The sequence below is a fragment of the Porphyromonas sp. oral taxon 278 str. W7784 genome, assembly GCF_000467855.2.
In the GTDB taxonomy this organism is placed as follows: Bacteria; Bacteroidota; Bacteroidia; order Bacteroidales; family Porphyromonadaceae; genus Porphyromonas.
In genome coordinates, this window is the sequence record NZ_KI259258.1 from 381,663 (window position 1) to 406,810 (window position 25,148).

General features: G+C 57.3%; 23 protein-coding genes. 6 read left to right on the plus strand and 17 right to left on the minus strand.

Annotation, left to right across the window (positions count from 1 at the left end):
• Positions 1-153 precede the first annotated feature (153 nt).
• On the plus strand, positions 154-648 hold the full coding sequence (locus tag HMPREF1556_RS08185) for an HU family DNA-binding protein (protein ID WP_021667968.1): 495 nt from the start codon (positions 154-156) through the stop codon (positions 646-648).
• A 202-nt stretch (positions 649-850) separates the two neighbouring features.
• The gene (locus HMPREF1556_RS08190) at positions 851-1,843 is read left to right on the plus strand and encodes a glycosyltransferase family 2 protein (RefSeq protein WP_021667969.1); all 993 of its coding nucleotides are present in this window, start codon (positions 851-853) and stop codon (positions 1,841-1,843) included.
• A 126-nt stretch (positions 1,844-1,969) separates the two neighbouring features.
• Here HMPREF1556_RS08190 and HMPREF1556_RS08195 read toward each other — a convergent pair whose 3' ends face one another.
• The 16 genes from HMPREF1556_RS08195 to HMPREF1556_RS08275 form a co-directional block, all read right to left on the minus strand.
• A complete protein-coding gene (locus HMPREF1556_RS08195) occupies positions 1,970-3,268 on the minus strand; it encodes a M64 family metallopeptidase (protein ID WP_021667970.1) in 1,299 nt (432 codons plus the stop codon).
• An 18-nt stretch (positions 3,269-3,286) separates the two neighbouring features.
• On the minus strand, positions 3,287-4,234 hold the full coding sequence (locus HMPREF1556_RS08200) for a ketopantoate reductase family protein (RefSeq protein ID WP_021667971.1): 948 nt from the start codon (positions 4,232-4,234) through the stop codon (positions 3,287-3,289).
• Between the two features lie 17 nt (positions 4,235-4,251).
• Complete coding sequence (locus HMPREF1556_RS08205; protein WP_021667972.1) at positions 4,252-5,226, minus strand: glycosyltransferase family 2 protein; 975 nt, start codon at positions 5,224-5,226, stop codon at positions 4,252-4,254.
• 7 nt (positions 5,227-5,233) lie between these two features.
• Positions 5,234-6,211, minus strand: coding sequence for a glycosyltransferase family 2 protein (locus HMPREF1556_RS08210; protein ID WP_021667973.1), 978 nt, complete (start codon positions 6,209-6,211; stop codon positions 5,234-5,236).
• Entirely contained in the window at positions 6,208-7,284 is a 1,077-nt protein-coding gene (locus HMPREF1556_RS08215) for a glycosyltransferase family 1 protein (RefSeq protein WP_021667974.1), read from the minus strand. The genes HMPREF1556_RS08210 and HMPREF1556_RS08215 overlap by 4 nt, the downstream gene beginning before the upstream one ends.
• A gap of 11 nt (positions 7,285-7,295) precedes the next feature.
• Complete coding sequence (locus tag HMPREF1556_RS08220; RefSeq protein ID WP_021667975.1) at positions 7,296-8,486, minus strand: glycosyltransferase; 1,191 nt, start codon at positions 8,484-8,486, stop codon at positions 7,296-7,298.
• Complete coding sequence (gene ribF, locus HMPREF1556_RS08225; protein WP_021667976.1) at positions 8,486-9,406, minus strand: riboflavin biosynthesis protein RibF; 921 nt, start codon at positions 9,404-9,406, stop codon at positions 8,486-8,488. Before ribF ends, HMPREF1556_RS08220 begins: the two co-directional genes overlap by 1 nt.
• Complete coding sequence (locus HMPREF1556_RS08230; protein ID WP_021667977.1) at positions 9,391-10,824, minus strand: murein hydrolase activator EnvC; 1,434 nt, start codon at positions 10,822-10,824, stop codon at positions 9,391-9,393. Before HMPREF1556_RS08230 ends, ribF begins: the two co-directional genes overlap by 16 nt.
• Positions 10,821-11,735 carry a DUF4292 domain-containing protein gene (locus HMPREF1556_RS08235; protein WP_044125415.1) on the minus strand — a complete coding sequence of 305 codons (915 nt, stop codon included), beginning with the start codon at positions 11,733-11,735 and terminating at the stop codon, positions 10,821-10,823. Before HMPREF1556_RS08235 ends, HMPREF1556_RS08230 begins: the two co-directional genes overlap by 4 nt.
• A 1-nt stretch (position 11,736) precedes the next feature.
• Complete coding sequence (locus HMPREF1556_RS08240) at positions 11,737-13,548, minus strand: tetratricopeptide repeat protein (protein ID WP_021667979.1); 1,812 nt, start codon at positions 13,546-13,548, stop codon at positions 11,737-11,739.
• Between the two features lie 429 nt (positions 13,549-13,977).
• Entirely contained in the window at positions 13,978-15,012 is a 1,035-nt protein-coding gene (locus HMPREF1556_RS08755) for a phosphoethanolamine transferase (RefSeq protein WP_052332639.1), read from the minus strand.
• Positions 15,013-15,797: 785 nt separating this feature from the next.
• Complete coding sequence (locus HMPREF1556_RS08255; RefSeq protein ID WP_021667982.1) at positions 15,798-17,123, minus strand: MATE family efflux transporter; 1,326 nt, start codon at positions 17,121-17,123, stop codon at positions 15,798-15,800.
• Position 17,124: 1 nt separating this feature from the next.
• Positions 17,125-18,591, minus strand: a complete 1,467-nt coding sequence (locus HMPREF1556_RS08260; protein WP_021667983.1) for a potassium/proton antiporter — start codon at positions 18,589-18,591, stop codon at positions 17,125-17,127.
• Between the two features lie 214 nt (positions 18,592-18,805).
• Positions 18,806-19,591: an RNA methyltransferase gene (locus tag HMPREF1556_RS08265; RefSeq protein ID WP_021667984.1), complete on the minus strand. Its 786-nt coding sequence runs from the start codon at positions 19,589-19,591 to the stop codon at positions 18,806-18,808.
• Entirely contained in the window at positions 19,581-20,339 is a 759-nt protein-coding gene (locus tag HMPREF1556_RS08270; RefSeq protein ID WP_021667985.1) for a biotin--[acetyl-CoA-carboxylase] ligase, read from the minus strand. Before HMPREF1556_RS08270 ends, HMPREF1556_RS08265 begins: the two co-directional genes overlap by 11 nt.
• A gap of 32 nt (positions 20,340-20,371) precedes the next feature.
• Positions 20,372-20,746: an MmcQ/YjbR family DNA-binding protein gene (locus tag HMPREF1556_RS08275; RefSeq protein ID WP_021667986.1), complete on the minus strand. Its 375-nt coding sequence runs from the start codon at positions 20,744-20,746 to the stop codon at positions 20,372-20,374.
• A 92-nt stretch (positions 20,747-20,838) separates the two neighbouring features.
• Here HMPREF1556_RS08275 and HMPREF1556_RS08280 point away from each other — a divergent pair, with 92 nt between their 5' ends.
• From HMPREF1556_RS08280 to HMPREF1556_RS08295, 4 genes are all read left to right on the plus strand, one after another.
• Positions 20,839-21,423 carry a non-canonical purine NTP diphosphatase gene (locus HMPREF1556_RS08280; protein ID WP_021667987.1) on the plus strand — a complete coding sequence of 195 codons (585 nt, stop codon included), beginning with the start codon at positions 20,839-20,841 and terminating at the stop codon, positions 21,421-21,423.
• Between the two features lie 40 nt (positions 21,424-21,463).
• Positions 21,464-22,216 carry a 1-acyl-sn-glycerol-3-phosphate acyltransferase gene (locus HMPREF1556_RS08285; protein ID WP_021667988.1) on the plus strand — a complete coding sequence of 251 codons (753 nt, stop codon included), beginning with the start codon at positions 21,464-21,466 and terminating at the stop codon, positions 22,214-22,216.
• 228 nt (positions 22,217-22,444) lie between these two features.
• The gene (locus tag HMPREF1556_RS08290) at positions 22,445-22,885 is read left to right on the plus strand and encodes a PepSY-like domain-containing protein (RefSeq protein ID WP_021667989.1); all 441 of its coding nucleotides are present in this window, start codon (positions 22,445-22,447) and stop codon (positions 22,883-22,885) included.
• A 147-nt stretch (positions 22,886-23,032) separates the two neighbouring features.
• Positions 23,033-23,665, plus strand: a complete 633-nt coding sequence (locus HMPREF1556_RS08295) for a superoxide dismutase (protein WP_044125525.1) — start codon at positions 23,033-23,035, stop codon at positions 23,663-23,665.
• A 111-nt stretch (positions 23,666-23,776) separates the two neighbouring features.
• Here HMPREF1556_RS08295 and HMPREF1556_RS08300 read toward each other — a convergent pair whose 3' ends face one another.
• Positions 23,777-24,973, minus strand: coding sequence for a hypothetical protein (locus HMPREF1556_RS08300; protein ID WP_021667991.1), 1,197 nt, complete (start codon positions 24,971-24,973; stop codon positions 23,777-23,779).
• Positions 24,974-25,148: the final 175 nt, after the last annotated feature.

The following is a 25,148-nucleotide window of genomic DNA, read 5'->3' on the forward strand; positions in this document are numbered from 1 at the left end:
GCACGGAAGAAAATTTCCTTCCGCAAGAAAATAAATTTCCTTGCGGAAGAAAATATTTTTTCTTGCGGAAGGAAATTTATTTGCTTCCGCACAAAAATCTAACTACCTTAGCAGAGCGCAATAAACCCTTGTTTAACAATAAATTAAACTATCATGATCAAGATCAAAGCCGTTGAACGCAAAATCGGCTTCTCCAAGACAGGAAAAAACCTCTGGTACCCTGCGATTCACCTCCATTCCGACGTGAAATTTGAGGAGTTCATCGAACTCGTCTCTGATGAGACCACGGTCTCTTCCGCCGATGTGAAGGCCGTCTTCGACCGTGCTGCGAAGGTGCTCATCCGCCTCTTGCAAGATGGGAAGAGCGTCGACTGTGGCGACATGGGCACCTTCCGCCCCAGCATCACCGCCAAGACCGGAGCCGGCGTCGACAAGGCCGAGAAGGTCGGCGTCGAACTCGTCGACAAAGCCAAGGTCATCTACACGCCCCGAGTGAAGGTCAAGACTGCGCTGAAGGGCGTTCGTCTAGAGCGTGCCGAGCGTGCGCTCGACGTCCCCTACAAGTCCGTCGGCAAGAAGAAAAAGAAAGATCCCAAGGAAGGCGGAGGTTCTACGCCTCCTGAAAACGGCGGCCACGTAGGCGCCTAGCCCTTCCCCCGAACCGAAAAACCAGAGCCCCCCAGCACGATGTGTATCGTATCATGCTGGGGGGCTCTCTTACTATGGGAAGGCCTTCTTTTCAGAGCCTTATGCGCCTCTTTTTTCGTATCTTCGTCGCTGTGATTTCATGGTATAACCCCAACATAAATCATGGTATAGGCGCCATGTTTATGTGCTATTCAAGTAAAATATGTCAGAAAGAGTAGTTTCAATTATCGTCCCGGTCTACAATGTCGAGGCGTACTTAGCTGAGTGTATTGACTCGTTGCTGGGGCAGACTTATCCGCACTTGGAAGTCCTCCTGATCGATGACGGCTCCACCGACGGAAGCGGAAAGATCTGCGACGACTACGCCCAGCGAGACAGCCGCGTCCGCGTCGTGCACAAGAAGAACGAGGGAGTGTCCGTGGCGAGAAATACTGCCCTTTCGATAGCGACGGGATACTATTTGATGTGCGTCGATAGTGACGACTGGATCGAACTAGATACTCTGGAGAAGTGCATGGCTATCCTGGAGCAACGTCCGGAGATAGATATCCTAGAGTTTGGTACGATTGACTACTTTGATGGGGAGTTCGCCGAATATAAGTCGTATACAGGGAAGGCTGAAGATGTCGAGCTGTCGGGGCTGCAGATCTTGCACTCGTATTCGCAGGGGAACCTTCCCTCTCCCCTGCCTTGCGCGAAGATTTATGTCCGAGACAAGATCAGTGATGTACGCTTCATCCTAGGCCGAGTACACGAGGATAATACCTACATCTTCGAAGCCCTCATAAAGATCCAGCACTATTACTACCACAATGCGCCTTGGTATATCTATCGCCGGAATAGAGTAGGCTCGATCACCCATACCTTGAACGATAACATTGAAGATATGTTCCTCAACATTCAAGACGTGAGGAATAAGATGATCAAGGAGCATCCCGAATTGGTCGTCTATGCCAATAGCTTCATGCTCCATCGTGCCGTCGACTATTCGTTCAGATATTATAGACAAGGGATAGACGTCAAGAAGTACGAGAAGATGCTTGCCCCCTTCATCGAAAGTATCAAGGCATACCCCATCCTAGATCCTACGATTAAGAAAAGACTTTTTATCTATCTGCCTAAGCTGTACGTTCGCTTTACGGTCAACGTCCTTCCCAAGATCAGAAAGATCTTGAAGTGGAGACCTTTCAAGTAGGACTTGTAAGCAAGAGGGGATGACGGCTAGCGTATAGCACTACCCTTTGACAAGCAAAAAGAGAATTAGGGCTGACTCCATCTGATGGAGTCAGCCCTAATTCGTATCTGAATGGTGAGCGCCGTACTACTTCTTCCGTGGGGGGAGGTGGTAGTCGATGACCTTGCCGAGGGCTAGGTGGCAGGCGGGACAGAAGTCCGGCGTATCGTTGGTGCGCATGCGGCAGTTGTAGCTGGCTCGGTACATGCCCTTGGAGAGATAGGCGCCCCCTTCGTAGAGACCGACGGGGTACTTCTTCTGGAGCTTAGCGGGCGTGGGAAGGGGCGTGCCCTTCTTGATCAGATGCGACCACTTGCCGGAGAAGTCCTTGAGGTTGGTGACGTTCTGCTCCCAAGGCTCTACGGTCATGGCGTGTTCGCTAGCGGCGGCGAGGTCCCCCTCGTGGAAGTACTCGTCCGTCAGCCCGCCGAAGCTGTGACCGAACTCGTGGACGACGACGGGCAAGTACCACTTGTGGTGTGTCGAGCTCAGTAGGTAGGAGTTGTACATCCCGCCCCCGCCGTAGACTTCGCTATTGGCAAGGATAATGAGGTGCTCGTGCGGGATGCCGATCAGGGCGTTGTTGATGGCCTTGACCTGGCGTGTCGTCAGGTAGCGGTCGGAGTAGAAGGTGTCGAAGTGCGACGAGAACGCCGTGCGAGGCCAGCGCTTCTCTCGGGGGACGGCGACGCCCGACTCCTCGGAGGCGGAGAAGACGGCTACGACATTGAAGTGCTGGCGGTGGCTCTTGAAGGGCTCGTAGGAGAAGAGCGCTTCGGTAGCGGCTTCGGCGTCCTTGAGGAAGGTATCCATCTCGCTTGCCTTGTACCCTTCGGCCAGGATCGCTAGGTCAATGCAGTCCTTGCTGTCGCCCGAATGAACAAGGTACTTGTGAGGCAGAGCAGGCTTGCCCGTATGATCCCGGATAAGTATGTCCGCCGGGTCGATGCGCTGGGTTTGCTCGGCCAGCGGGCGCTGCTCGGCGTCGCAGAGGACGAGCTCCACACGGACGGGAGCCTTGGGGTAAGGGATGCGAAGGACCTCTTCGTAGGTGCGGCGCTCGGTCTTGGCAAGTGGTGTCTGGCGCCACTCGAGGTAGAGGGGATTGAAGGAGAAGGCGTAGATGAGTTTGCCCGAAGCTTCGTCATGGACGTAGAGCTGGGCGTTGCCTCTGAGGGCGAGGCTGTCGAGGTGGTAGCGCCTCCCTGCCCAACCCGAGAGTAGGTGGTGCTCGTCGGGCGTGATCTCCGTCTTCTCGGAGTTGCCCGAGAGGATGTAGTCCAGACGAAGCGTGCTGTCTCTGAAGAAGCTGGAGAAATGCTGAGCTGAGGCCGAGAGGAAGCTCACGGCGAGCAGAAGCGCAAGGAGGGGAAGTCTTGTTCGCATAGTCGTGTGTATAGATGTTTAGTGAATCGCAGGGGGATAGGGCTCCGTGGCTAGGGCGTGGTACATCCGTTCGTAGGTGGGGAGCGAGAGGCCTAGGGAGCGGGCGGCACGGACGACGTAGCCCGTGAGGTTCTCCAGCTCCGTGGGTCGCCCCGCCATGAAGTCTACGTGCATGCTACTGGTGCTGGTGGGGATCATGAAGGTCTGTCGCTCGATGGTACGCTCGACAGCGTCCTCCCCGAGATCGTAGCCCATAGCGGAGAAGAGCTGGCAGAGCTCGACGATGAGCTGGCGCATCTCCGAGGGGTGATCCTTGAGGGCATCGCCGACGGTTTGGTTGAAGAAGGACGTCCCCGTGGCGGTAGCGGAGATCATGAGGAACTTCTTGCGTATGTGCTCCTCGATATGGTCGGGGTTGATGACGTGCACTCGCACTGAGTCGAGGAGCGCTGCTAGCTCCTTCTCCTCGGCCGTTCGCTCCTCGGTGTGCTCGCCGAAGAAGAAGAGTTCTCGCTCCGCCTCCAGGAGGATCTCCCCGGGGGCAGGCTTACGCCCAGAGATGTAGACACAGCCGTCCCACACCCGTGCCCCGGGCAGAAGCGCTTGGACTTGGTCGGTGATGTCGGCGCCGTTGAGTAGGGGCAGGATGATAGTCTTCGGCGTAATGATCGGTCGGAGTTGCTCGATATTGGCTCCGAGGTCGTAGCTCTTCGTCGCAAGGATCAGCAGGTCCGTCGCTGGGAGCTCCTTAGGATCTTCGGCGATGAAGTCCGGGCGCACCGTGAAGTCTCGGGCAGGGGTATGTACATGCAGGCCCCGAGAGCGAATGGCTTCGAGATGGGGGCCTCGAGCCACGAAGCTGATGGTACGGCCAAGGCCCTCCAAACGGGCAGCCTCTACGAGCATCGCTCCGTAGTAGCCTCCGACGCCTCCGAGGCCCGAGATGGTGATGTTCTTGAGTAGCATGAGATAGGGGAGAAGCGTTAATGCTTATTCTTGAGTTTCGAGAAAGCCCTTCGGGCAGTGACGAATGTCTTTGGGGAGAGAAGGAAGAGGCGGAACTTGATTCGCTTGGATCGTGATCGGAAGTGATTGAGGAAGGGGCGACGGCGTAGCCTGTAGGCCATCGCTAGATAGTCCTTCGCCTCCGTCTCGTAGGCCTCAGGAGTGCGGCATAGCAGGCGGAAGTGGTACCAGAGACTACGTACCGCTAGGGTATTGGCATAGGCTAGATAGCTAGCGTCTCCGGTGTGTCGCTTGATGGACTCTTCTATGTCAGCGAAGAGATCTCTTAGGTCGGGCAGTTGGGTCGTCGTGATGGCACCAGGGCGCTGGATGCGGTAGTTGTATCCTGCTATGGGGAGGGCATGGAAGGCGCCTTCACTCCGGTAGAAGGCTTCGAGCGAATAGACGTTGTCTTCCCACTTCGATCCTTCACGGAAGGTAAGCCCCTCCACGACTCGGCGCCGATAGACTCGGCTCCAGACTGTCGCCTCGATGGAGAGCTTGCTTGCGGTAAGGTAGCTCTCCAAGGCATCCTCTCTCGACAGAGTCATTTCGGGCATGAGGCAGGGAGTAGAGCTAGAGCCCAGCACTTTGTTGTGCCCGTAGCCGAGGATGTCTACTTCGGGATGTCCTTGGAGGTAGCTTACGGCCTCCTGGTAAATGCCGGGCTCCAGCCAGTCGTCACTATCGACGAAGGTCAGGAGGGGGCAGTCCTCGGTGTGGGGTAGAGCTGCGTTGCGGGCGGAGCTTAGCCCTCCATTCTTCTTGTGAAGGACCTGTACACGGCTGTCACGCTCTGCGTACTCGTCGCAGATCGCTCCACAGCTGTCGGGCGAACCATCATCAACGAGGATCACCTTCAGGTCACGATAGCTCTGGGAGAGGATCGAGTCGATACATTGGTGGAGGTAGGGCTCGACCTTGTAGACCGGGACTATGACAGCTAGCTTCATGGGTGTATCACTTACGGCTAAGTAGGGAGCGAACAAAGGTGCGGGCGGCGAAGAAGGCTCTAGGGTAGGATAAGAAGAGCCGTACCTTGCGGACCTTCGAGGCTGAATGGAAGGCATCTAAATAGGGACGACTCCGGAGCTCCTTGATGATCGGGAGGTAGAGCTTCATCTCTCTCGTGGCGACGGGGTAACTGAAGGTCGCAAGGTACTTGAGGTAGTACCAGAGGCAATTCGTCGCTAGGGTGTTGGCCAGCGCTAAGAAGCTCGCATCATCGGGGTGACGACGTATAGCCATCTCTATGTCTAGGAAGAGCGCACGCTTGTCGGGTAGGATCTCGGAGGTCATGGCCCCGGGGCGCTTGCTCCGATAGTTCACGCCTGCCAGAGGGAGGATATGATAGGCTCCTCTGCTCTGGTAGAGGGCTTCGAAGGCATAGACGACATCCTCCCACTTGCACCCTTCGGTGAAGGTCAGTCCTTGGAGAGCCTCACGGCGATAGAGGCGACTCCAGACCATCGTGTTGATGATATTCGAAGTTGTAGCGACATAGCGGAGGAGGGCTTCCTCACGAGTCAGACGCTCTTCCTCTGGGATTAAGGGGATAGTCTTCTCCTCGGTGACGAGGTTGTAGCCATAGTTGACCATGCTCACTTCGGGATGATCGACGAGGTAATTCACCCCCTGCTGATAGATCTCTGGTACCAGCCAGTCGTCGCTATCTAAGAAAGTGACGAAGGGACAGTCGTCGATGTGCTGTAGGGCTAGGTTGCGTGCCGAGCTCTGCCCCCCGTTGGCCTTGTGGAGGGTAAGCACACGGCTATCCTGCTCGGCATACTCATCGCAGATCGCTCCACAGCTGTCTGGCGAACCATCATCGACGAGGATCACCTTCATGTCTTGGTAGCTCTGAGAGAGGATCGAGTCAACGCATTGTCGGAGGTAGGGCTCGACCTTGTAGACCGGGACTATGACGGCTAGCCTCATCGTAGGGAGAGTATTTCGTGGTAGAACTGTAAGTAGCCCTGTGCCATACGGCGGTAGTCAAAGAGGCGGGCACGAGCACGTAGGGCTTCCGCCCGGGCAGGCTCTAGATCGTAGGCATTCAGCCCGTCTAAGATCGTCTTCGCTATAGCTTCGGGGCTAATCTCGTCTAGGTAGTAAGCCACCTCGCCCCCTACCTCTGGCAGGCTCGTGGCAGGACGGAGGAAGAGAGGCTTCCCTAGAGCCATCGCTTCGACGACGGGCAGGCCAAAGCCCTCGGCGATAGAAGGCTGAAGTAGAGCTCGGCAGTGCTGTAGCAGGGCTTCCTTCTCCGTATCACGTACGGCACAGAAGAGGTGTACACGCTCCCCGAGCCCATACTGCTCTATCAGGCTCTGGATCTTAGCGAGGTATTCGGACTTGGCTTCGGAATAGACCAGCACCAGATGTAGCTCCTGGGGTAGATGAGCGAGGGCTGGGATCAAGAGATGCTGTTGCTTCTTCTCGTGTAGGACACCTAGTGCTAGGAGGTAGGGAGCCGTGGGGACGATCGGGTCTCGAGGGGTGTCGGCTGTATCGCCTCCCTCGGGGAGGAAGATCCCATTATGCACTACCGTGATGGGCGTCTGCTCAGGTATCTGGAAGAGGTCTCGGTGGTGCTCTAGATCACGACGGACAAAGTCTGAGATGCAGACGATCCCATGGGCACGATTGAGGTTGCTCGCTACGAGCTTCAGGAGCTTCTCCCTCTTAGCTTCGGGAAGGGGCTCCGTGAGGAAGTTGAGGTCGTGCAGGGTCACTATGCACTTAGCCCCCCATAGCTGAGGAAAGTAATGCTGACGCTGGTGCGTGATATGCACCAGGTCATAGCCTCTAGCCTGAGTACTGATCAGGGCATGCAGGGGAGAGAAGCGCTCTCTCTGAGGCACTGGGTAGGAGGACGGGGCGTAATAGTGGAGATCTAGGGCTGGGTCACTAGCCTCCTGCAGTCCCTGAGCAAGGGCATGCCCATAGTAGCCCAAGCCCGAGTATGGGTATCGGGTACGCTCTAGGTCTATGAGGATACGGGGCTTCATCGGTCGGAGTATTAGAGTTGGCTGAAGAGCTCCTCCCAGCGAGAAGCGTTGCGAGTAGGAGTGTAGTCAAGGCTATGTGCCCGAGCGCTCTCCGAGAGACGGTACCTCAGCGCATCATCTTGGCAGAGCCTCAGTAGCTGAGCCCCGTAGGCCTCTAAGTCGAAGGGCGGAACAAGGCATCCATAGGCACTATCCTCCCCGATCAGCTCACGGATGCCCGCCGAGCTGTCGAAGGCAATGGGTACGACTCCCGCAGCCTGCGCTTCACTGATCACGAGCCCCCAGCCCTCGTAGGTCGAGGTCATCATGAGGATCGCTCCTGAGGAGTAGACGCTAGTAGGATCAGCGATGTAGCCCTTGAGGGAGATACGGGGGAGCCCCCGTCGCTGGATCATGCGTCTGAGGAACTTCTCCTCGGGACCCTTACCATAGATCTCAACCTCCCACTCTGGTAGTGCTCTGTAGACTTGCTCCCAGATCCGCAGGACACGATCCGGGCGCTTGTCTGCATAGCTGAGACGCCCGACGAAGAGGATCTTCTTCGGGCGATCCTTTGCTGGCATGAGGGGCGCTTGAGGGGGAGTGACCATGTTGGGTAGAGCGACGAAGCGAGAGGCCTCTTCCTCCCCGAGCCCTAGAGCTGATACGAACTCTCCTATATAAGCAGGCGTAAGGGTGATGAAGCGATCGACCTCATGCACTAAGCGTCGATAGCGGGCACGAAGACGCTCCTCGGGCGTGAGCAGTAGGCGTAGACGGCGTAGCGTCACACTGTAGAGGTTCTTGTACCACGGGTGGTGCGCCTTGTAGCTAGCACGTTCACGTCGGTCGATGAGTTCCCAGAGCGGAGAGCTGTGGCACCAGTAGATGATCTTGATCCCTGCCGAGCGGAAGAGGGGGAGGTAATCGTTGCGAAGGGCAATGGGGATGATCAGCACCTGTACGCCTCGCTCCTTGAAGGCTTGGACGAGGTAGAGAGCGCTCTCCTTGCTCCAGAGCCTCATCCCTGAGGGGAGGAGCGTAAGGTCGATCTTAGGATCTTCGGGGAGGGGCCACTCTGTCGGGATATGTGCTTCGGCGAAGAAGTGGGTACAGATGCCCAACTCGGAGAAGAGGTAGGCCGTCTGGCGAGATACCTCTTCTGCTCCTCCGAGAGCTAAGCGTCGGTGTACGATCGCTACATGTAGTCCCTTGATCTCCATCAGCGTGGGTGCTCGGCGAAGTAGCTACGGGTATCTGCCTCGTAGCGCTGTAGGGCCTCACGGAGGGCATCGGTGGAGGCGAACTTGTGCTCGGGGTGGAGCTGGGCGAGGACTTCGACGCGTACCTCTCGCCCGTAGATATCGGCGCTGAAGTCGAGGATGTGTACCTCGATCGTCCGCTCTAGACCACCGCCGATGGTGGGGCGCTGACCGATGTAGAGCATCGCCTCTAGGCGCTCCCCGAAGCCAGCTTCACCCCTGAGGCTGAGGGTCGCAGCGTATACCCCGTGGGGGGGATAGATCTGTCTCGGGTCGGAGAGGGCGACGTTAGCTGTCGGGTAGCCGAGCTTGCGCCCCAGATGAAGCCCCTCGACGACGGAGCCGAAGAGGCAGAAGGGACGGGAGAGGATCTCCGTCACACGCTGCATCGACCCGCTACGTATGAGCCCCTTGATGAGGGTAGAGCTGAAGGTCTCTCGCTCCCGTATGAGTGGCTCGGCCTGTAGGACGGTGATCCCGAGGGGGGTGCCCAGCTCCTGATAGTCCGTGAGCCCTAGCTGAGCTCCGTGACCAAAACGATTGTCGTAGCCGAGGATCAGGTCTGTCACCCCGAGCTCCCGATGGAGGACTTCCTCCATGAAGGCTTGGGCACTCTTCCCCGCCAGCTCGGGTGTGAAGTGAAGGAGATGAATACCGAGCCCCTGCTCCCTGAGGAGTTGATCCCGCTCCGTCGTCGGTAGGATGTGCTCGGGCTCGCCCCCACGCTGTAGGACGTCGGCCGGGTAGGGATCGAAGGTGATCGCTAGAAGTTCGGCCTCGGGGAAGCTAGAGGCATAAGCCTTCATCTGAGCGAAGAGCGCCTGATGCCCGAGATGTACTCCGTCGAAGGAGCCAATAGTAGCAACTACCTTTTTATCCATGCAAGAGGATTGAGTTTGGTACGCTCGTGCCAGAGCTGGAAGTGAAGTAGTCGTCCGCCCGAGCCATCAGGGGAGGCACCTACGGAGCCCAAGACCTGCCCCGTCGATACTCGTGAGCCACTCGAGACGGAGACGCTACTGAGGTTGGCATAGACGGTGAGGTAGTTACCATGCCGTAGGATCAAGGCCGTCCCGTAGCCGGGGATCATAAATACCCGGCTGACGACACCAGAGAAGACGGCATAGGCTCTACTATCGCTCTGGAGTCCGAAGTCTACGCCACTGCTATTGACCTGTACACGGCTGTGCTCGGAGTGTTGGTGCACACCGAAGGTGCGGAGGATCGAGTACGAGCCTCGGATGGGAGCAGGGAGGCGTCCCTTGTTTTGGGCGAAGGAAGAGGCTAGCGCCCGCTCGTTAGCATCCATGGCGTAGCCCCCAGGGGTAGCTGCTCGGCGCTCCTCGGGTTCGGGCTCTGTCTCCTCTCGTGGTGGGGGGATGGGGGTAGTGGTCTTGCCTCGGGAGCCTCGTCCTGAGCCCTTCGTGGAGGAAGCGCTCTCCTGGGCGCTCTGCTCTCGGCGCTGCGCCTGACGTCGACGGCGAGCCTCCTCGGCACGACGCTGGGCTTCGGCAGCACGGCGCTGGGCGGCGAGGATCTCGGCCTCTACCTGTTGCTGGATCTTGCGATCAAGCTCTTCGGCACGCTTGCGCTGCTTGGAGAGGTCTTGAGCGAGCTGTTTTTGCTGGCCTTGGAGATCCTTAACTTGGGCGGAGCGCTGGACTTCTTCCTGCTCGAGCTTACGCTTCTCCGCTTCACGGAGGGAGAGGAGTTGCTCCTTCTCCGAATGGGTGCGTCCCACCTCGGCCTTAGTAGCTTCGATCTCGGAGCGGGTGCTACGTAGCGCCTCGGAGGCCTGGCGTACCGCCTTGGTGTAGCGAGCGAGGAAGCGCTGACGCTCCCGAGCCTCGGAGGGCGTCCGAGAGGAGAGTACGAAGACGAGCGGGTCTATATGGGTGTCGATCCTCTGGAGCTGTAGCAGAGCTGCCCGATAGCGAAGGAGTAGAGCTCCCTCTCGGCGGTGGAGCCGGCCGATATGCCCTGCGAGGGTGTCGATGCGTGCCTGCAGTCCGCTGACCTCGCTACCGAGGACGGCGACGACCTGGCGACGCTGCTCCACCTGCTCCTTCACCGCACGCAGAGTCTGCTCTTGGCTTCGGGTATCCCGACGGAGTTGCTGGAGCTTCTTGTCGGAGGCTTCGATATTGCGCAGGAGTTGCTTGCGCTCCTGCTCCAGACGCTGGAGCGTCCGTGACTTCCGACCCTGAGCAGAGGCGGGAGCGACGGCAGAGAGGAGGCAAAGGAGGAGCAGAGCCCGTCCTAGCCGATGGCGCTGTCTAGTGAAGAGGCTGGCGATCATAGCGAGGGTAAGAGCTTGATGAGCTCCGAGAGACTGATGCGCTGATAGCCCTCCTTGATTCGGGGGGTGATATCGGGGACTTCTCCAGAGTAGGGGCGGAGCTTGCTCCAGTCGATCGTCAGTGCTGGGGCGGAGGTCTTACCGAGGAAGAGGGTCGTGCGCTGAGCGATATGGCTCTCCAGCGAGCCTGCTCCCTGCTCGTAGCTGAGAGAGAAGATCGGTTGGCTGAGCGCCTGCCGCTTCGTCACGGCGAAGAAGGTCGGCTGGTGCTGGGCATTGAGGAGCCAGCGTAGGTGGTAGTCCTGCTTCCCGCTGGGATGTGCTACTGGTAGGTAGGCCTCGGCGTCAGTGCCACCGGTCTCGGTGATGCTGTAGCTGAAGGCTCCCCCCTTAGTGCCGCGTGCTCCGCTGGGGAAGAAGGGCTTCCCGAGAAGCAGGCGCTCGACATCGTCGTACTGCACGGGGAAGCCGATGAGCTCAGAGAGCTCCAGATAGCTGACCTCGGCATAGCGTCCGTGGAGCTTGTCGACGGCGGTGACACCCTCACGGGTGAACCATACCCGAGCGGCCTCGATGAGGGGGAAGGGGACGACAGACCAGTAGATCCCTTGGCCCTTGAGGATGGTAGCGTTGACCTTGGAGGAGAAGTTGTCCTTCTTGAGGAAGAGCTCGGCACTCAGCGCCCCTCTTAGGGTAGAGGCATAGGCGGGAGCGCTCTGGAAGACCCGGAGGCGGGCTTCTCTCGATGTATCTATGGGGCGTGCTGCGACCGGCTCCTCCTCCTCACGCATCTGCTGGAGGAGGCCACAGCCCGAGAGGGTGAGGGCTAGAGCTCCTAGGGCGAGGGCACGGGGCATCACTCGGAGTCGCTCATGGAGGGAGCGCAGGGGACGGATGATTGTTGGGGTCATCTTATTTCGTCTTTTGAGCCTTCTTGGCTTCCGTTATTTTCTTCTCGATCTCACGGAGGGTGTCGGCAGAGGAGCCCTTAGCCTTGTGGGCGGAGAGCGCCTGTGTCCACGCCTCGATGGCTTCGGTATATTCGCCGAGGCCTAGGTAGATGTCCCCCATGTGGTCGTACATGTCGGGCGAGATCTTGTCGGGCTCGGTGGCGCTGAGGGCTCGACGCTGGTAGAGCTTGGCCAGCGTATAGTTCTTCTTCAGGAGAAGGATATAGGCGTAGGTGTCGAGGATGTAGGACTCGTTGGGGGAGATCTTGAGGGCTTGGCCGGCGTAGCGCTCAGCGCTCTCCAGGTCTTGTCCCGACTTGGCTAGTCGGTAGGCGTAGTTATTCAGTGCCTCGGCATCCTGTGGGTTGGCCTCGATGGCTTGGAGGTAGAGGCTGTCGGCTCGCCCGTCGTGCCCGACACCTCCCCGCTCGGCATAGAGGTCGGCTAGCAAACTGTAGACACGGGCGGCTCCCTCTCCGACCTTCGGGTCGATGGCCTTCACTCCCTGCTCGAGGATGTCGATAGCGCCCTGGACCTTGTCCTGACGGAAGAGGTCTCCTGCTAGGATGATGTAGATGCGCCAGTCAGTAGTGAGGTGAGGGAGGGCGTCCTGAGCGGTCTTCGTGGTGAGACTATCTGATGAGAGTCCGATGGAGGCATTGAGGAGTTCGTCCCAGATCCAGCCCTCACTGGGGTGAAGCTTGCTCTGTGGTAGGAGGATGTCATAGGCCTCCTGGTAGCGCTCGATATAGCGTAGCGCCTGGGCGTAACTCTTGAGCAGGGGGAGGTCTTCAGGGTAGAGCCGGACGAGCTCTCGTATGTGATCTAGGACACGATCCATATGGTAGCCTTCGCTCCCTTTAGACTCCTCATTGAGACGGAGCCAGAGGGCGAGCTTCTCTCCCACAGGTATTTTCTTGTCGGGGCTAAGACGAGCGAGCTGAGCTTCGGCTTCGGCGAAGTCCTTCTGGATGATCAGGCGGTGTACCTTCAGCACGCAGGCTTCGCTCTCGGAGAGACGGCCCGAGCGGACATCCTTGAGCACCTGCTTCTCTGCCTCCTTCACCTCACCCTCCTGGAGGAGGTAGAGGATCCAGTCGTAGTAGGTACGGCGATCCTCGGGGTAGAGCTCCGCCCAAGTGCGGTACTCCTCGGCGATGGCCTTCTTGTCCTTGGTCAGGGCGATGAGCTGGATCTTGAGCTTGGTGAGCTGGCCATAGGCTTCGGGGATCGAGCGAAAGCGCTTCTGCAGAGCCGTAGCCATCTGGATGCCTTTCCTTAGCTCACCCGTGCGGGCATAGAGCTGTACTAGGCGGTAGCGTACATCGTCGTCTTCGGGGTCAGCCTCACTGAGACGCTCATTGACCCTGAGGGCATCGTGCATGCGGTCAGCCTCGATATAGGCGGTGGAGAGAGCTCGTGCGTAGGTGCGGTTAGTGGAGTCGGTGGCGTAGGCTTGCTCCAGTAGAGGCAGGGCACGAGCACTCATGCCCTGCTGGGCGTAGTTGCCTCCCAGCATGAAGGCTATAGCAGGGTCGGTAGGGTCGAGGCTATAGGCATGACGGAGCAGGTCATAGGCCTCCATAGTCTTGGAGCTGAGCTGAGCCAGCACGCCTTGGTAGTAGTATTCCTGAGCTTTCTCCTTGCGCAGGGTCTCGTCGTCCCTACGCTCTGGGCGCTGTCCCCATACGGGGAGCGTATAGAGCGCCCCTAGGAGCAGGATATAGCTTAGTTTGAGGTAATCGTTATACTTCGTCAATCTCATCTGCACCATCAAAAACAGGTCTATATGCCTCTAAGAAGGCATACTATCTACCAAAGATACCTCTTTTCTGATAATCGGGGGCGAAAGTGCTACTCTAGAGTTAGTGTAAGTCAAGATAAATAGCTGATTATTAGGAGAAAGGGATGGTCTTTAAACCGAAGAAGGCGATCCCCCTCCATTGCCAACGAAGCACCCTGAAAACTGCTTCGAGGAAAGACGAATTACTCCCCCTTCGCTCCCCCTTCTCCAGATGCCCTCGGCAAGCGACTTCTAGAGGTGTCGAAGGGGCGCTACTGGTGCCTGCTCAGAGTTGCCAGTAGTGCCCCTTCGGAGGCGCTAGTGTAAATACCGACGGACTAAACGTGCCTTCTTCTCAGAGGCACCTTCATAGCCCTCAGGGAAGCCTCATCTCTAGCCCCGTCCCTTGATACTTATGGGCTACATTCGTAGTACCTTACCTAGGCTCTTGATGACTCTAGGACGGCTACTGTCATAGCTCGGAGAGAAGTAGTTCAACTTGGAGTTAGTGAACTTGGTCTTGATCCCTAGTAGGTCGCAGAAGGCATGCGTGAAGAGGTCGTTCATAATAGGCAGATCCTTCGCTCGATCGAGCTGAGCATAGAGGTCCGGCTTCTTAGCCTTGAGCGAGGGAGAGAAGTAGACGAGGAAGGGTACAGATACTCCTGAAGGATGGACTCCATGACCATTGTAACCAGGCTGGGAGGGGTCATCGTAGAGGATCTCCCCATGGTCTGCAAAGTAGATAACGAGAGCGTCCTGATGGCTATATCTCTTTATGATCTCCGAGACGACATAGTCATTGTAGTAGACACTATTGACGTAGTCTGCGAGGACCTGATCTCGCTCGTCTCCGAACTGCTGAGGGATATCTTTAGTCCCGAATCGTGCGAACTCTTTAGGGAATCGTCTCCCATATATGGGATGTGATCCCTCTAAATGTACAAACTGGACGAAGGGCTTACCATTAACCCCTTCATAGTGCAGGTCTTTGATCACTGCTTCATCAAAGTATCTAGCAGCGGAGTCTCTATCACCATCGATGGAGCGGGGGTGAGCATACTTCACGCTATCGGCAAGTGAAGCCATGATATTTAGAGGCTGGACGATGGCACCAGTGCTCTCTTGGTTACTCGACCAGTATGTAGTGTAGCCTGCCTTGGAGAGAATGGCGGTCAGTGTCGGATATTCATACCAGGGTTTGGGGCTATCTCCTAGCTGCATGGTCAGCACCTTTGTGAGGGACTCGATCGTATTACCAGCGGGGCTGATGACATTGCTGTAGCGGATCATATCTCCCGTCTTCAGGATGGAGTCGAGATGGGGCGTATTACTCAGTGGGTAGCCGTAGCAATGCATATAATCTCTGCGGAGCGTTTCGCCAATGATGACGACTATGGAGGTATTTCCTAGGCGATCCTCTCGAGTGAGTTGTCCAAGGTCAATGTTCTTCATGTTCTCCGCTCCCTGTTGGATCTTTCTAGTCTCTTGAGCAAAACCAATTGTATTCCAAAGGAGACGGTCCATGGGACTAATTGTTTGGTCAAAGGCCGTCCCAAAGAGCTGTACCCATTCGTAGGTTTTGCGCGTCGGGAATACAAGGATTAGAAGTGAGCAGACGATAGAGAGGATATAGAGAGCAAGTGTCCCTTGTGCAGGCTTGGTGATGCTCTCTCTCTTTCGAGCCCATCGCTGGTATAGAGCCCTTAGCGATAGAGCGACGAAAGCCGAGACTAAGATCTCAAGCGTCGGGCGTATTAGCGGTGAAAATGAAATCGAGGAAGTCCAGAACTCCGAGGCTTCGGAAGGATTGGTCCCTGCTATGACTAAGAGTACTGAGTACGAGTAGCACATACCATATACGCTGACCAGGAAGCTCTCTATGTAGTGGAGTAGGATCGTAAGACCACAGAAGAACCCTCCAAGGAAAGATCGGATACGACGACTCTTGGGGATGGCATAGAACCACCAGAAGAGACTAGCCCATAGTATCGAGCGAAATAAGCTTTTGGCTCCGATGAAGAGATAACTAGAGAATAAGCCATCTCCAGAGAATTCTCCCGAGTGCGGGAGATAGTGTATCAAGAAGAAAACATTCAGGAGAAGTATAAATACCGGAAGCCATAAACCCTCACGGAGCCTCAAGATATACGCGGTGGAGGACATGCGAGTAATACGTGGAAACCTCATGCTTTATATTATTTATATTGAAAATGTAGACGAAGATAGTGACTTTATACCTACAGTGCCTCCCCGTAGCGTCTCAGGCGTCGCGTGCCCCAGTGGTGCTCGAGGAGACTGCGAACGAGGAGGTAGGAGAGGAAGGCCAGCCAGAGCCCGTGTACCCCGAAGGGGACGAGCGTCAGCTGAGCCACGAGGAAGAAGGTCAGTGCCGCAAAGATCATCGCTAGCCCCATCGTCTTACTATCCGTAGCTCCGACGAGGATGCCATCCCAGAGGAAGGCTCCGAAGGATACTAGAGGCACCGCCCCCATCCAATAACTGTAGTCGAGGGCTCGGCGAAGGACCTCCTCCTTGTCCGTCAGGAGTGTGAGGAAGGGATGAGGGATAGCGAGGTAGAGGAAGGAGACGGTGAGCGCCGTCACTGCTCCCGTGCGTAGGACGAGGGAGACGGTATCGCCCAGACGTCGGTAGGCACGAGCTCCGATAGCTTCGCCTACCAGCGCTTCGGCAGCGTAGGCCAGCCCGTCCATGAAGTAGGAGAAGAGGGTGAAGAGCTGCATCAGCAGGCTATTTGCCGCCAGGGTAGTGACCCCGATGAGTCCTCCGTAGCGGATGAAGGAGAGGGTCACGGCCTGCAGGAGAAGTGTTCGGATGAGTAGATACTTCCCGACATGGAAGTAGCGGAGGAGCGTCGGCGGATGCCACAGGAGATCTCGGCGGAAGTGTCTGAGGATGCGTCCTTGGCTTCGCACCGCCCCGAGGAGCAGGAGTCCCACGGCGCAGTACTGCGCCAGAGCCGTACCCAGAGCAAGGCCTCCCACGCCTAAGTCGGCGGGGAAAGCAAGGAGGAAGCTGAAGAAGATGTTGAGGAGATTGCAGAGGATGCTCACGCTCATGACGAGCTTCATCCGCTGGACGCCGATGAGCCAGCCATTGAGGACATAGAGCAGGAGCGCTGCGGGTGCTCCGAGGAAGGAGTAGTGGAGATAGGTCTCGGCCTCCGGTAGCTGGAGCGAGGCGCTCCCCTGTAGCAGAGCTGCCGCAGGAGCGATATAGAGGGGACGGAGGAAGACCAGCAGAAGCCCGATCACGAGCGCTATGATCGAGCCCGAGGCCAACTGACGGAGCAAGGCCTTCGCATCGCATGCCCCCCAGGCCTGAGCCGTGAAGCCCGTCGTGCCCATGCGAAGGAGACTCCAGACTCCGATGACGAACTGTGTGATCGCAGCACCGATAGCCACGGCAGCGATGCTCTCGGCTCGCTCCATGCGCCCTGCCATCGCTGTGTCGGCGAGCATGAGCAGGGGGACGGTGACGTTGGAGAGGATGTTTGGCAGGGCCAGCGCCCCTATTCTCCTGAGGAGACGACTAGAGGTAGCCACGTCAGATGCCTTGGGTATGTTGCTCGAAGACGATGAGGAGGATGTCCCCGACGGAGAGCTCTAGCTTCCCCTTGGGTACCATATAGTTCTCCCCACGACGCACGAGGATGACGAGTTCCTCTTCCTTGAGGTCGATCTCCATGAGTTTCCTCCCGGGTAGGAGCATCTCGGCAGTGACGGTGCGCTCGACCATCTTAGCCCCTGTGTGCTGGGGGATCTTCACTCCGAAGCGACTGATCTCCACCTTGATCTCCTCGTCTAGCCCTAGGAGACGGGCTACAGCGGGTAGGGTACTCCCCTGGATGAGAAGCGAGAGTAGGGTGATGAAGAAGACGATGTTGAAGAGGGTGTCCGCCCCTTCTACCTGACTCATCATAGGATAGGTGGCGAAGATGATGGGCACAGCGCCACGCAGGCCTACCCACGAGAGGAACCACCGCCCACGGAGACTGATACGGGGGAAGAAGAGTAGGGAGAGATGCACTGCTAGCGGACGGGCTACGATGATCATGAAGACCCCTGCTAGCAGGGCGAAGCCAGCGATAGGGAGTAGATTGTGGGAGTCTACGAAAAGCCCCAGGATGATAAAGAGTGCGATCTGTAGGAGCCAAGTAAGCCCGTCGAAGAAGGTGGCTATGCTCTTCTTGTGGACGATCTTCTTATTCCCGACGAGGACACCCATGATGTAGACGGCGAGGTAGCCGTTGCCCTGTAGGATATTCGTCGCTGAGAAGGTGAAGAAGACGATACAGAGTAGGAGGATAGGGTAGAGGGCTTCGTTGCCGATATTCGCCTTGTTGAGTATCCAGACGGTGGCTTTGCCTAGGAGGAAGCCCATGAGCCCGCCTACACCGAACTGTAGTAGGAACGTCAGGAGGATGCTACCCCAAGAACCATCGGCTCCGCCCGTGACATACTGGATCAGCGCGATGGTCAGCATGTAGGCCATAGGGTCGTTACTCCCACTCTCTAGCTCTAGTATCGGACGGAGACCTTCCTTGAGGTGCATGTTCTTCGAGCGAAGCAAAGCGAAGACCGAAGCCGAGTCTGTACTCGACATCGTAGCAGCGAGCAGTAGAGCGATGGGGAACGTCAAGTGCACTGGAGCCCAACCGAGCTGATCCATCCCGTAGAAGAAGCCCCCGAGGCAAAGAGTCGTCAGGAGTACCCCGAGGGTAGAGAGCATGATCCCTGGCCCCAGCACGGGGCGTATCTCCGCAAGCTTAGTCTCAAAGCCACCGAAGAAGAGGATGACTGTCAGTGCTATCATCCCTAGGAACTGCGTCTTGCCAGGGTCGTTGTACTGTATCCCGAGCCCTGCGCCTCCGAAGATCATCCCCGTGATGAGGAAGAGCAAGAGGGCGGGGACGCCGAAGCGTGTCCCTACCTTGCCGGCGATGATACCAGCGAGCATGAGGAGGGACCCTACCAGTAGGAGCGGTTCGTAGGCTACTGCTGCATGATCCATATATAATCTAGTGTTGGTGAGTGAGCGAAATTAAAAAAGATTACTTGGGAGAGCAACCTTAACAAAGATACACAAAACAGGCGGGTTTTGTAGCAAAGAACCTCGGTTCTTCCCGCTATGAATACAGCCATCCCCTCTCGAGTATAGCGTCTCGAGGGGGGATGGCTGTACGGGGTAGAGGGCTATCGGTAGCCTGGCTCCTCTGCCTTAGTGGCTAGTGCCGACGGCGTAGCTCTCCGAGGATAAGTGCCGTGGCGATAGCGACGTTGAGCGACTCGGTGTGCGCTTGCTCCAGCGGGTAGGGCGGGATGGTGAGACGTCGGTCGATGAAGGGCTCGAGGTCGGGATGGATGCCTTGGCCTTCGTTGCCCATGATGATGAGGGTGGGACGGTCTCCCTGAGAGAAGTCCGCCTGATAGAGGTCTTCTCCTCCGAGGAAGGTACCTATGCGGGCGCCGTCGAAGGAGCGCAGGAAGGCGATGCTATCCTTGAGGCGGTGGAGACGGACTCTTCCAAGCGCTCCCATTGTAGCTTGTACGACCTTCGGAGCGAAGGGATCCGCAGTGCCGGGAGCGAGGTAGATGTTCTCTACCCCAAACCAATCCGCTGTGCGTATGATCGTACCTAAGTTCCCAGGATCTTGCACCCGGTCTAGTAAGAGAGAGAGACCAGAGGTGGGTGTGGGGAGGGTCGCTACTTCTTCGGGGAGGATGAAGACACCTAAGAGGGGCTGAGGCTGGCGTAGCGAACTGACACGGCTCCAGTCGAAGCTCTCGGGGACGATCTCTAGGCGTCGAGGGCGGTCACCCTCGGGGAGCCTCTGGAGTTGCTCCTTCACCCCCGGAGCTACTGCCTCGCCGACAAGGAGAAGCTCACAGGGGAAGGCTCCTAGCATCTCCCCTGTGAGCTTGATCCCCTCAGCGACGAAGCGTCGCTGGGCGCTTCGGCCCTTCGCCTCATGGAGGCTACGTATGTCCTTGAGCTCGCTCTTACTCAGCATCGAAGCGCACTTCCTTGAAGGCATAGGCACGCTCCCAAGCATCCTCCCGCTGTAGGACCAGTCGTCCCTCGGCGGTCACATCCTTGATCTGAGCACGGAACTGCCCATCGACGTCGGTGAAGAGATGGAAGCCTTCCCGGCGGTAGAGATGCTTCATGTAGTGGCGGTGTACCTCTTGGTAGCGCCCGAGGAGGAAGTCAGGTAGGAGGGCGGAGAGCTCCGTATGCAGGCGGATGAGTACCTCCATAGGTTCGAGATTGCGACCTGTGATCATGCGGAGGGAGACCGCTAGGGGTAGCTCGGGGGGGAACGCTTCGTCATTGATGTTCATCCCGATACCGATGACGGAGTAGTCTATCTGCTGCCCCGTCAGACTATGCTCGATGAGGATACCGGAGAGCTTACGGTCCTCGTAGAAGATATCATTAGGCCACTTGACGGTGAGCTTAGTCTTCTGCTCGTCGGTCATGTAGTAGGCGAAGGTGCGCATCACCGACCATGCTGCGAGCTCGGAGACAGCGAACTGCTGCTTGCCTAGCAAGTGCTCGGAGCGGAGGAGAAGGGAGAAGGTGAGGCTGTCTCCTGGGCGTGATGTCCAGGTATTGCCACGCATGCCTCGGCCCGCTGTCTGCTGGCGACAGACGACCGTGTGTAGCTGAGGTAGGGTGCGCCCAGAGGCGATCTGCTGCATCAGGTAGGTATTAGTACTCTCTACCTGATCAATGAATTCGAGGAGTGAAGTGTCCATGAGTAAGGTAATAGGGGAGAATTCGTAGTGGCTTAGTCTGCCTCCTCAAGAGGGAGGAGTGCAAGGCTGGTGCGTACCCGCTTGGTGAGCTTGGCCGAGGCTTCGTTCCACGAGTGGCGGATGAGTTGCCTGAGGAGGGGTAGTGGGAGGTCACGATCGAGGTAAACCGTGTTCCAGTACTTCTTATTGAGGTGATAGCCTGGCGTGACCGCATCGTACCGAGCTCTTAGCTCTTCGACTCGGTCGGGAGAGCACTTCAGCGAGACTCTGGGCTCGCCCTCATCCAGAGAGAGGATAGCAAAGATACGATCGACGACCTTGAAGACGACCAGGTCCTCTCCGAAGGGCATGGACTCGCTGGAGTGAGGGAGCGAAAGGCAGAAGTCTCGGAACTGCTCGATGTCCATAGATACGCTGATTATCCTTAATTTTGCTTCGCATAAGGCCTTTAACCAGAGGGGATAGGTGTCCCTAAGGCCCGTGCTTATGTAACAAATGTATGAAAAAACTTGTGTTTGCGAGCAATAATGCTCATAAGCTCTCCGAGATACGGGCTATCCTAGGAGACCGCATAGAGATCATTAGCCTCTCTGACCTCCAGTGCCATGACGAGATCCCCGAGACTGCTGATACCCTAGAGGGCAATGCCCTGATCAAGGCTCGCTATGTGTGGGAGCACTACGGCCTCTATTGCTTCGCCGACGATACGGGACTCGAGGTGGAAGCCCTCGGTGGTGCTCCTGGCGTTTACTCAGCACGCTTCGCTGGGGAGCATGCCTCCTTCGAGGATAATGTCAGCCTTCTCTTAGAGCGCCTCTCGGGAGTCGCTGCACCTCGCCGAGCACGCTTCCGCACGGTGATCGCCCTCATAGACGAATACGGGACCCACTTTTTCGAGGGAAGTGTCGATGGGGAGATTACCCTAGAGCGCTCGGGGGACCACGGCTTCGGCTATGACCCCATCTTCCGTCCCGAGGGTCGGGAGGAGACGTTCGCTCAGCTCACCGAGCAGGAGAAAAACAGCATGAGCCACCGTGGTCGGGCTGTACAGAAGCTCGTCCGCTATCTGCAAGCGCTCCCTTAGTACCTAGCTCCATATTTCCTTCGTATCTTACCCTTAGTCCATGAAGTCCCTTACTCCGGCTCGCCTCCTCTACCTCACCTACTTCATCCTCATAGGAGGGCCCCTCTTTGTGCTAGCTACCATCCTCTGCTGTGTCGTGGTGATCATCGCTAGCTATGTGGGTCTTCCTGCCTCATTCATCAGCAAGACGACCAAGGCCTGGTCGTGGTGCTGTCTGGCCGTCTCGCTCTGTCGTGTGACGGTACGAGGCCGGGAGCATCTCCCCAGCACAGACGCTCCCTGTGTCGTCGTAGCCAATCATCAGAGCGCCTACGATATCTTCGTGCTTAATGCCTATATAGGTATTCCCTTCAAGTGGGTGATGAAGCAAGAGCTCCGTAGCATCCCGATGGTAGGTAAGGCCTGTGAGGCGGCGCACTTCATCTTCGTCGACGAGACTAAGGTCTCCTCGATCGCCCAGACGATACAGGATGCTAAGAAGGTGCTCGCTACGGGTAACTCGATCTTCATCTTCCCCGAAGGAAGCCGTACAGAGAATGGGCGGATGACCCGCTTCAAGAAGGGAGCCTTCGTCATCGCATCCGAGCTCGACGTCCCTATCCTACCGGTGACGATCGATGGAGCCTTCTCGATCCTCCCTCGTGGTACCTACCTCCCTCACCCAGGGCGAGTCACGCTGACCATCCACCCTGCCTTCCACATGAGTGAGCAGGCTGAGCCACCTGCTCATATCCCTGCCTCGGCACGTCTTGCGCAGCAGGTGATCGCCTCAGCTCTCCCCGAGTCGAAGTAAGAGGCAAGCTCCACCCGCTACCCTCCAGACTACAGGGTTTAGCCCCTAGCTGAGGTTAGCGATTCACCTTCCTTACTCCTTATTATTTGCCCCCGCTCCTACGCTCTCTGTGGCGTAAGGGCGGGGGCAAATCGTAGGTATCTATGAGTAGGTCCGCAACCTTTTCCCTAAGTCTAGCGTTTAATGGATGGTATATTACCACCATTCACCATTTAATAACTATACTCTATGAAGAGAATCCTGGCTTTTACCCTCGCTCTCCTCTCCTTCGCTGTCATTAGCCTACATGCAGGGAGCGATCGCATCATCCAGCTGAACCAACTCCCTAAGGCTGCCCAGCTCTTCGTCACGAAGTACTTCGCCGGACGCACCGTGTCCCTCGTGAAGGAAGATCGTGAGTTCTCAGGGACAACCTACGACCTCACCTTCTCCGATGGTACGGAGATCGAGTTCGACGCACGAGGTGGGTGGAAGGAAGTCGATGGCAAGCATACGGCTATCCCTACCGCCTTCATCCCTGCTCAGATCACTAAGACGCTTCAGGCTAGCCATGCAGGAGACGCCATCGTGCAGATCGAGCGCAAGGGACGTGGCTACAAGGTAGAGCTGAGCTCGGGCATCGAGGCGTACTTCAACGCTCGCCTACAGCTGGTTCGTTACGACGACTAATTCATTCTTTAATTATTAACTCATAATCAATCCATGCACATGCAGATTCGTCCTCTAGCCCTCCTCCTCGTAGGAGCGCTCTCGCTGGGTACGCTCTCAGCCCAAAAGAAGACCACTAAGAAAGAAGCCGTAGCCGTACAAGCCCCCATGGGCGAAGCTAAGGAGGCTCCCGCCTTCCAGCTCATGGCGCTCCCCTATGCGACCGATGCTCTGGCACCTGTCATCAGCAAGCGCACGGTGGAGCTCCACTATGGGAAGCACCTCGTCGGCTATGCAAATAAGCTCAACAAGCTCGTCCGTGATCAAGGGATCAAGGAGCGTGACCTAGTACGTCTTGTCCAGACTTCCTCAGGGACGGTCTTTGACAATGCCGGTCAGCTCCTCAACCATACGATCTACTTCGCACAGTTCAAGCCCTACGCTGAAGGGATGACCTCTGAGCCTACGGGAGCACTCCGTGAGGCGATCGAGAGGAGCTACAAGAGCTTCGCTGACTTCCAGGCGGCCTTTGAGAAGGCGGGGAACGAGATCTTTGGCTCGGGCTGGGTCTGGCTAGCTACAGACAAGGACGGACGACTCTCCATCAGCAAGAATACTAATGCTGGTTCGCCTGTGACAAGTGGGCTTATCCCCATCCTCGGTATCGATATCTGGGAGCATGCCTACTACCTTGATTATGAGAATCGCCGTGCCGATCACCTTCGTGAGGTCTGGAAGATCATCGACTGGGAGATCGTAGGGCGTCGCTACATGGAGCGTGCCGAGGGCGTGAAGCTCTAGGCATCGACTCCACCCTCTTTCTCCTTACTACAGAGCGGAGGCTACCCCAATACCAAGGGGTAGCCTCCGCTATTTTTGGCTTGAGTGAAGCTCTATCGTGGCGAAGTATCGCTACCGCTTGATGAGCCCGAAGTAGGGGGATATGCTGAGGTAAGCCTCGATATAGGAGCTGTTGCTGTGCGTCGAATGGGGGTGCACCCAGACTCCCCCTGAGAGCCCGAGGGTATAGTGCTCCCTCTCGATGATGCTGTAGCTTGCGCTCCAGGAGAGGTAGCGTGGATGATGGCTGTGGACAGCTGTGCGTCCTGCCCGCCCGAGGCTCTGCACGAAGGGCGTGCCGAGGACGCTGACGAAGTCCGAGCCATACCAGTAGCCAAGCTCTGTGCGCCAGCGCCTGTATCGGAGGCTGGTCTCGGCATAGATCCCCCAGCCCTTGTCTAGAGGGTAGTGCTCGCCTCGCTGGCTATAGAGAGCGCCGTAGACGGCAGAGCGAAGGGTCAGCGGGCGCTCTCTGAGCAGGAAGTGATGCTCGTAGGCAAGGCCGAGGGCAGAGTTGAGCCATGTGTGCACGGTGTCTGCTCGCTCATTGAGCACGCCCCCTCGGTGATGTGCCAGCGCCTGGAGCTGTAGCTCGAGCTGGGAGCGGGAGGAGAGGGGGAAGGCCTGTCGGGCATGAAGACCGAAGACGAAGGCCTCGGGATGGGTGTCGCCCTTGAAGATGAAGCTCTGCCAGTCGACCCACGTGTCGAGCTGGGTGTGCTTCCCCTCGTAGCGTATCTGTAGACCCGTCTCGGGGTCAGCGGTGAGGTTGAGTTCGGGGCTGTAGAGCGGGGCGATAAGCTCGTGCCTGGCTCCTCCCTCGAGATGCCCTAGGAGGATAGCTAGCCCCCGCACGGGCTGGATGGAGGCACGGAAGAAGGGCAGGACACGAAAGCGGGTATAGTCCTTCCCATCCCCACGCCAGTAGGGGAGGTCTTGGTAGGCTAGCGCTGCAGGGTAGCGGGAGGCTCCCCAATAATATTGGTGGTAGAGGCCGAGACGAAGCTCGATAGGTAGCTCCGTCTTCGGGCTGTAGCCGAGATCCACCTGCAGGCGGTAGCCGGGGAGGGTATAGTCGGCGACGAGGTCCGAAGCATATTCGTCATTGCGGAAGAAGCCTTCGGCCGAGAGGCGTAGGGCTAAGACGTCTTGAGTCGTGGAGGGCTGGGTGACGGAGGTCCGCTCCCCTCGGTAGTAGGTCTGTGCCGAGAGGTGGAAGAGGGTGGAGCTGAGAGCTAGGAAGAGGAAGCTCCATCTGAGGAGAGTCATATCGGTCTATTATCGATCAGTTCGTAGAGCAAAGATAGAGCATATCGCTTGACTCTCGCGAGGTAGGGCAGATGTGTACTACCTCGAGGGGTGGATATGGCGTGTCCGGTCTATTATCGGGGGATTTCTCCCGATGAAAGGGCTTTTTATGGAGGAAGGCTTGTGGGGCATTTAA

Excerpts from the sequence above, each read along its gene's own strand:
- HMPREF1556_RS08185 (WP_021667968.1), top strand. The coding sequence starts at position 154 with ATGATCAAGATCAAAGCCGTTGAACGCAAAATCGGCTTCTCCAAGACA.
- HMPREF1556_RS08190 (WP_021667969.1), top strand. The coding sequence starts at position 851 with ATGTCAGAAAGAGTAGTTTCAATTATCGTCCCGGTCTACAATGTCGAG.
- HMPREF1556_RS08195 (WP_021667970.1), bottom strand. The coding sequence starts at position 3,268 with ATGCGAACAAGACTTCCCCTCCTTGCGCTTCTGCTCGCCGTGAGCTTC.
- HMPREF1556_RS08200 (WP_021667971.1), bottom strand. The coding sequence starts at position 4,234 with ATGCTACTCAAGAACATCACCATCTCGGGCCTCGGAGGCGTCGGAGGC.
- HMPREF1556_RS08205 (WP_021667972.1), bottom strand. The coding sequence starts at position 5,226 with ATGAAGCTAGCTGTCATAGTCCCGGTCTACAAGGTCGAGCCCTACCTC.
- HMPREF1556_RS08210 (WP_021667973.1), bottom strand. The coding sequence starts at position 6,211 with ATGAGGCTAGCCGTCATAGTCCCGGTCTACAAGGTCGAGCCCTACCTC.
- HMPREF1556_RS08215 (WP_021667974.1), bottom strand. The coding sequence starts at position 7,284 with ATGAAGCCCCGTATCCTCATAGACCTAGAGCGTACCCGATACCCATAC.
- HMPREF1556_RS08220 (WP_021667975.1), bottom strand. The coding sequence starts at position 8,486 with ATGGAGATCAAGGGACTACATGTAGCGATCGTACACCGACGCTTAGCT.
- ribF (WP_021667976.1), bottom strand. The coding sequence starts at position 9,406 with ATGGATAAAAAGGTAGTTGCTACTATTGGCTCCTTCGACGGAGTACAT.
- HMPREF1556_RS08230 (WP_021667977.1), bottom strand. The coding sequence starts at position 10,824 with ATGATCGCCAGCCTCTTCACTAGACAGCGCCATCGGCTAGGACGGGCT.
- HMPREF1556_RS08235 (WP_044125415.1), bottom strand. The coding sequence starts at position 11,735 with ATGACCCCAACAATCATCCGTCCCCTGCGCTCCCTCCATGAGCGACTC.
- HMPREF1556_RS08240 (WP_021667979.1), bottom strand. The coding sequence starts at position 13,548 with ATGGTGCAGATGAGATTGACGAAGTATAACGATTACCTCAAACTAAGC.
- HMPREF1556_RS08755 (WP_052332639.1), bottom strand. The coding sequence starts at position 15,012 with ATGAAGAACATTGACCTTGGACAACTCACTCGAGAGGATCGCCTAGGA.
- HMPREF1556_RS08260 (WP_021667983.1), bottom strand. The coding sequence starts at position 18,591 with ATGGATCATGCAGCAGTAGCCTACGAACCGCTCCTACTGGTAGGGTCC.
- HMPREF1556_RS08265 (WP_021667984.1), bottom strand. The coding sequence starts at position 19,591 with ATGCTGAGTAAGAGCGAGCTCAAGGACATACGTAGCCTCCATGAGGCG.
- HMPREF1556_RS08270 (WP_021667985.1), bottom strand. The coding sequence starts at position 20,339 with ATGGACACTTCACTCCTCGAATTCATTGATCAGGTAGAGAGTACTAAT.
- HMPREF1556_RS08275 (WP_021667986.1), bottom strand. The coding sequence starts at position 20,746 with ATGGACATCGAGCAGTTCCGAGACTTCTGCCTTTCGCTCCCTCACTCC.
- HMPREF1556_RS08280 (WP_021667987.1), top strand. The coding sequence starts at position 20,839 with ATGAAAAAACTTGTGTTTGCGAGCAATAATGCTCATAAGCTCTCCGAG.
- HMPREF1556_RS08285 (WP_021667988.1), top strand. The coding sequence starts at position 21,464 with ATGAAGTCCCTTACTCCGGCTCGCCTCCTCTACCTCACCTACTTCATC.
- HMPREF1556_RS08290 (WP_021667989.1), top strand. The coding sequence starts at position 22,445 with ATGAAGAGAATCCTGGCTTTTACCCTCGCTCTCCTCTCCTTCGCTGTC.
- HMPREF1556_RS08295 (WP_044125525.1), top strand. The coding sequence starts at position 23,033 with ATGGGCGAAGCTAAGGAGGCTCCCGCCTTCCAGCTCATGGCGCTCCCC.
- HMPREF1556_RS08300 (WP_021667991.1), bottom strand. The coding sequence starts at position 24,973 with ATGACTCTCCTCAGATGGAGCTTCCTCTTCCTAGCTCTCAGCTCCACC.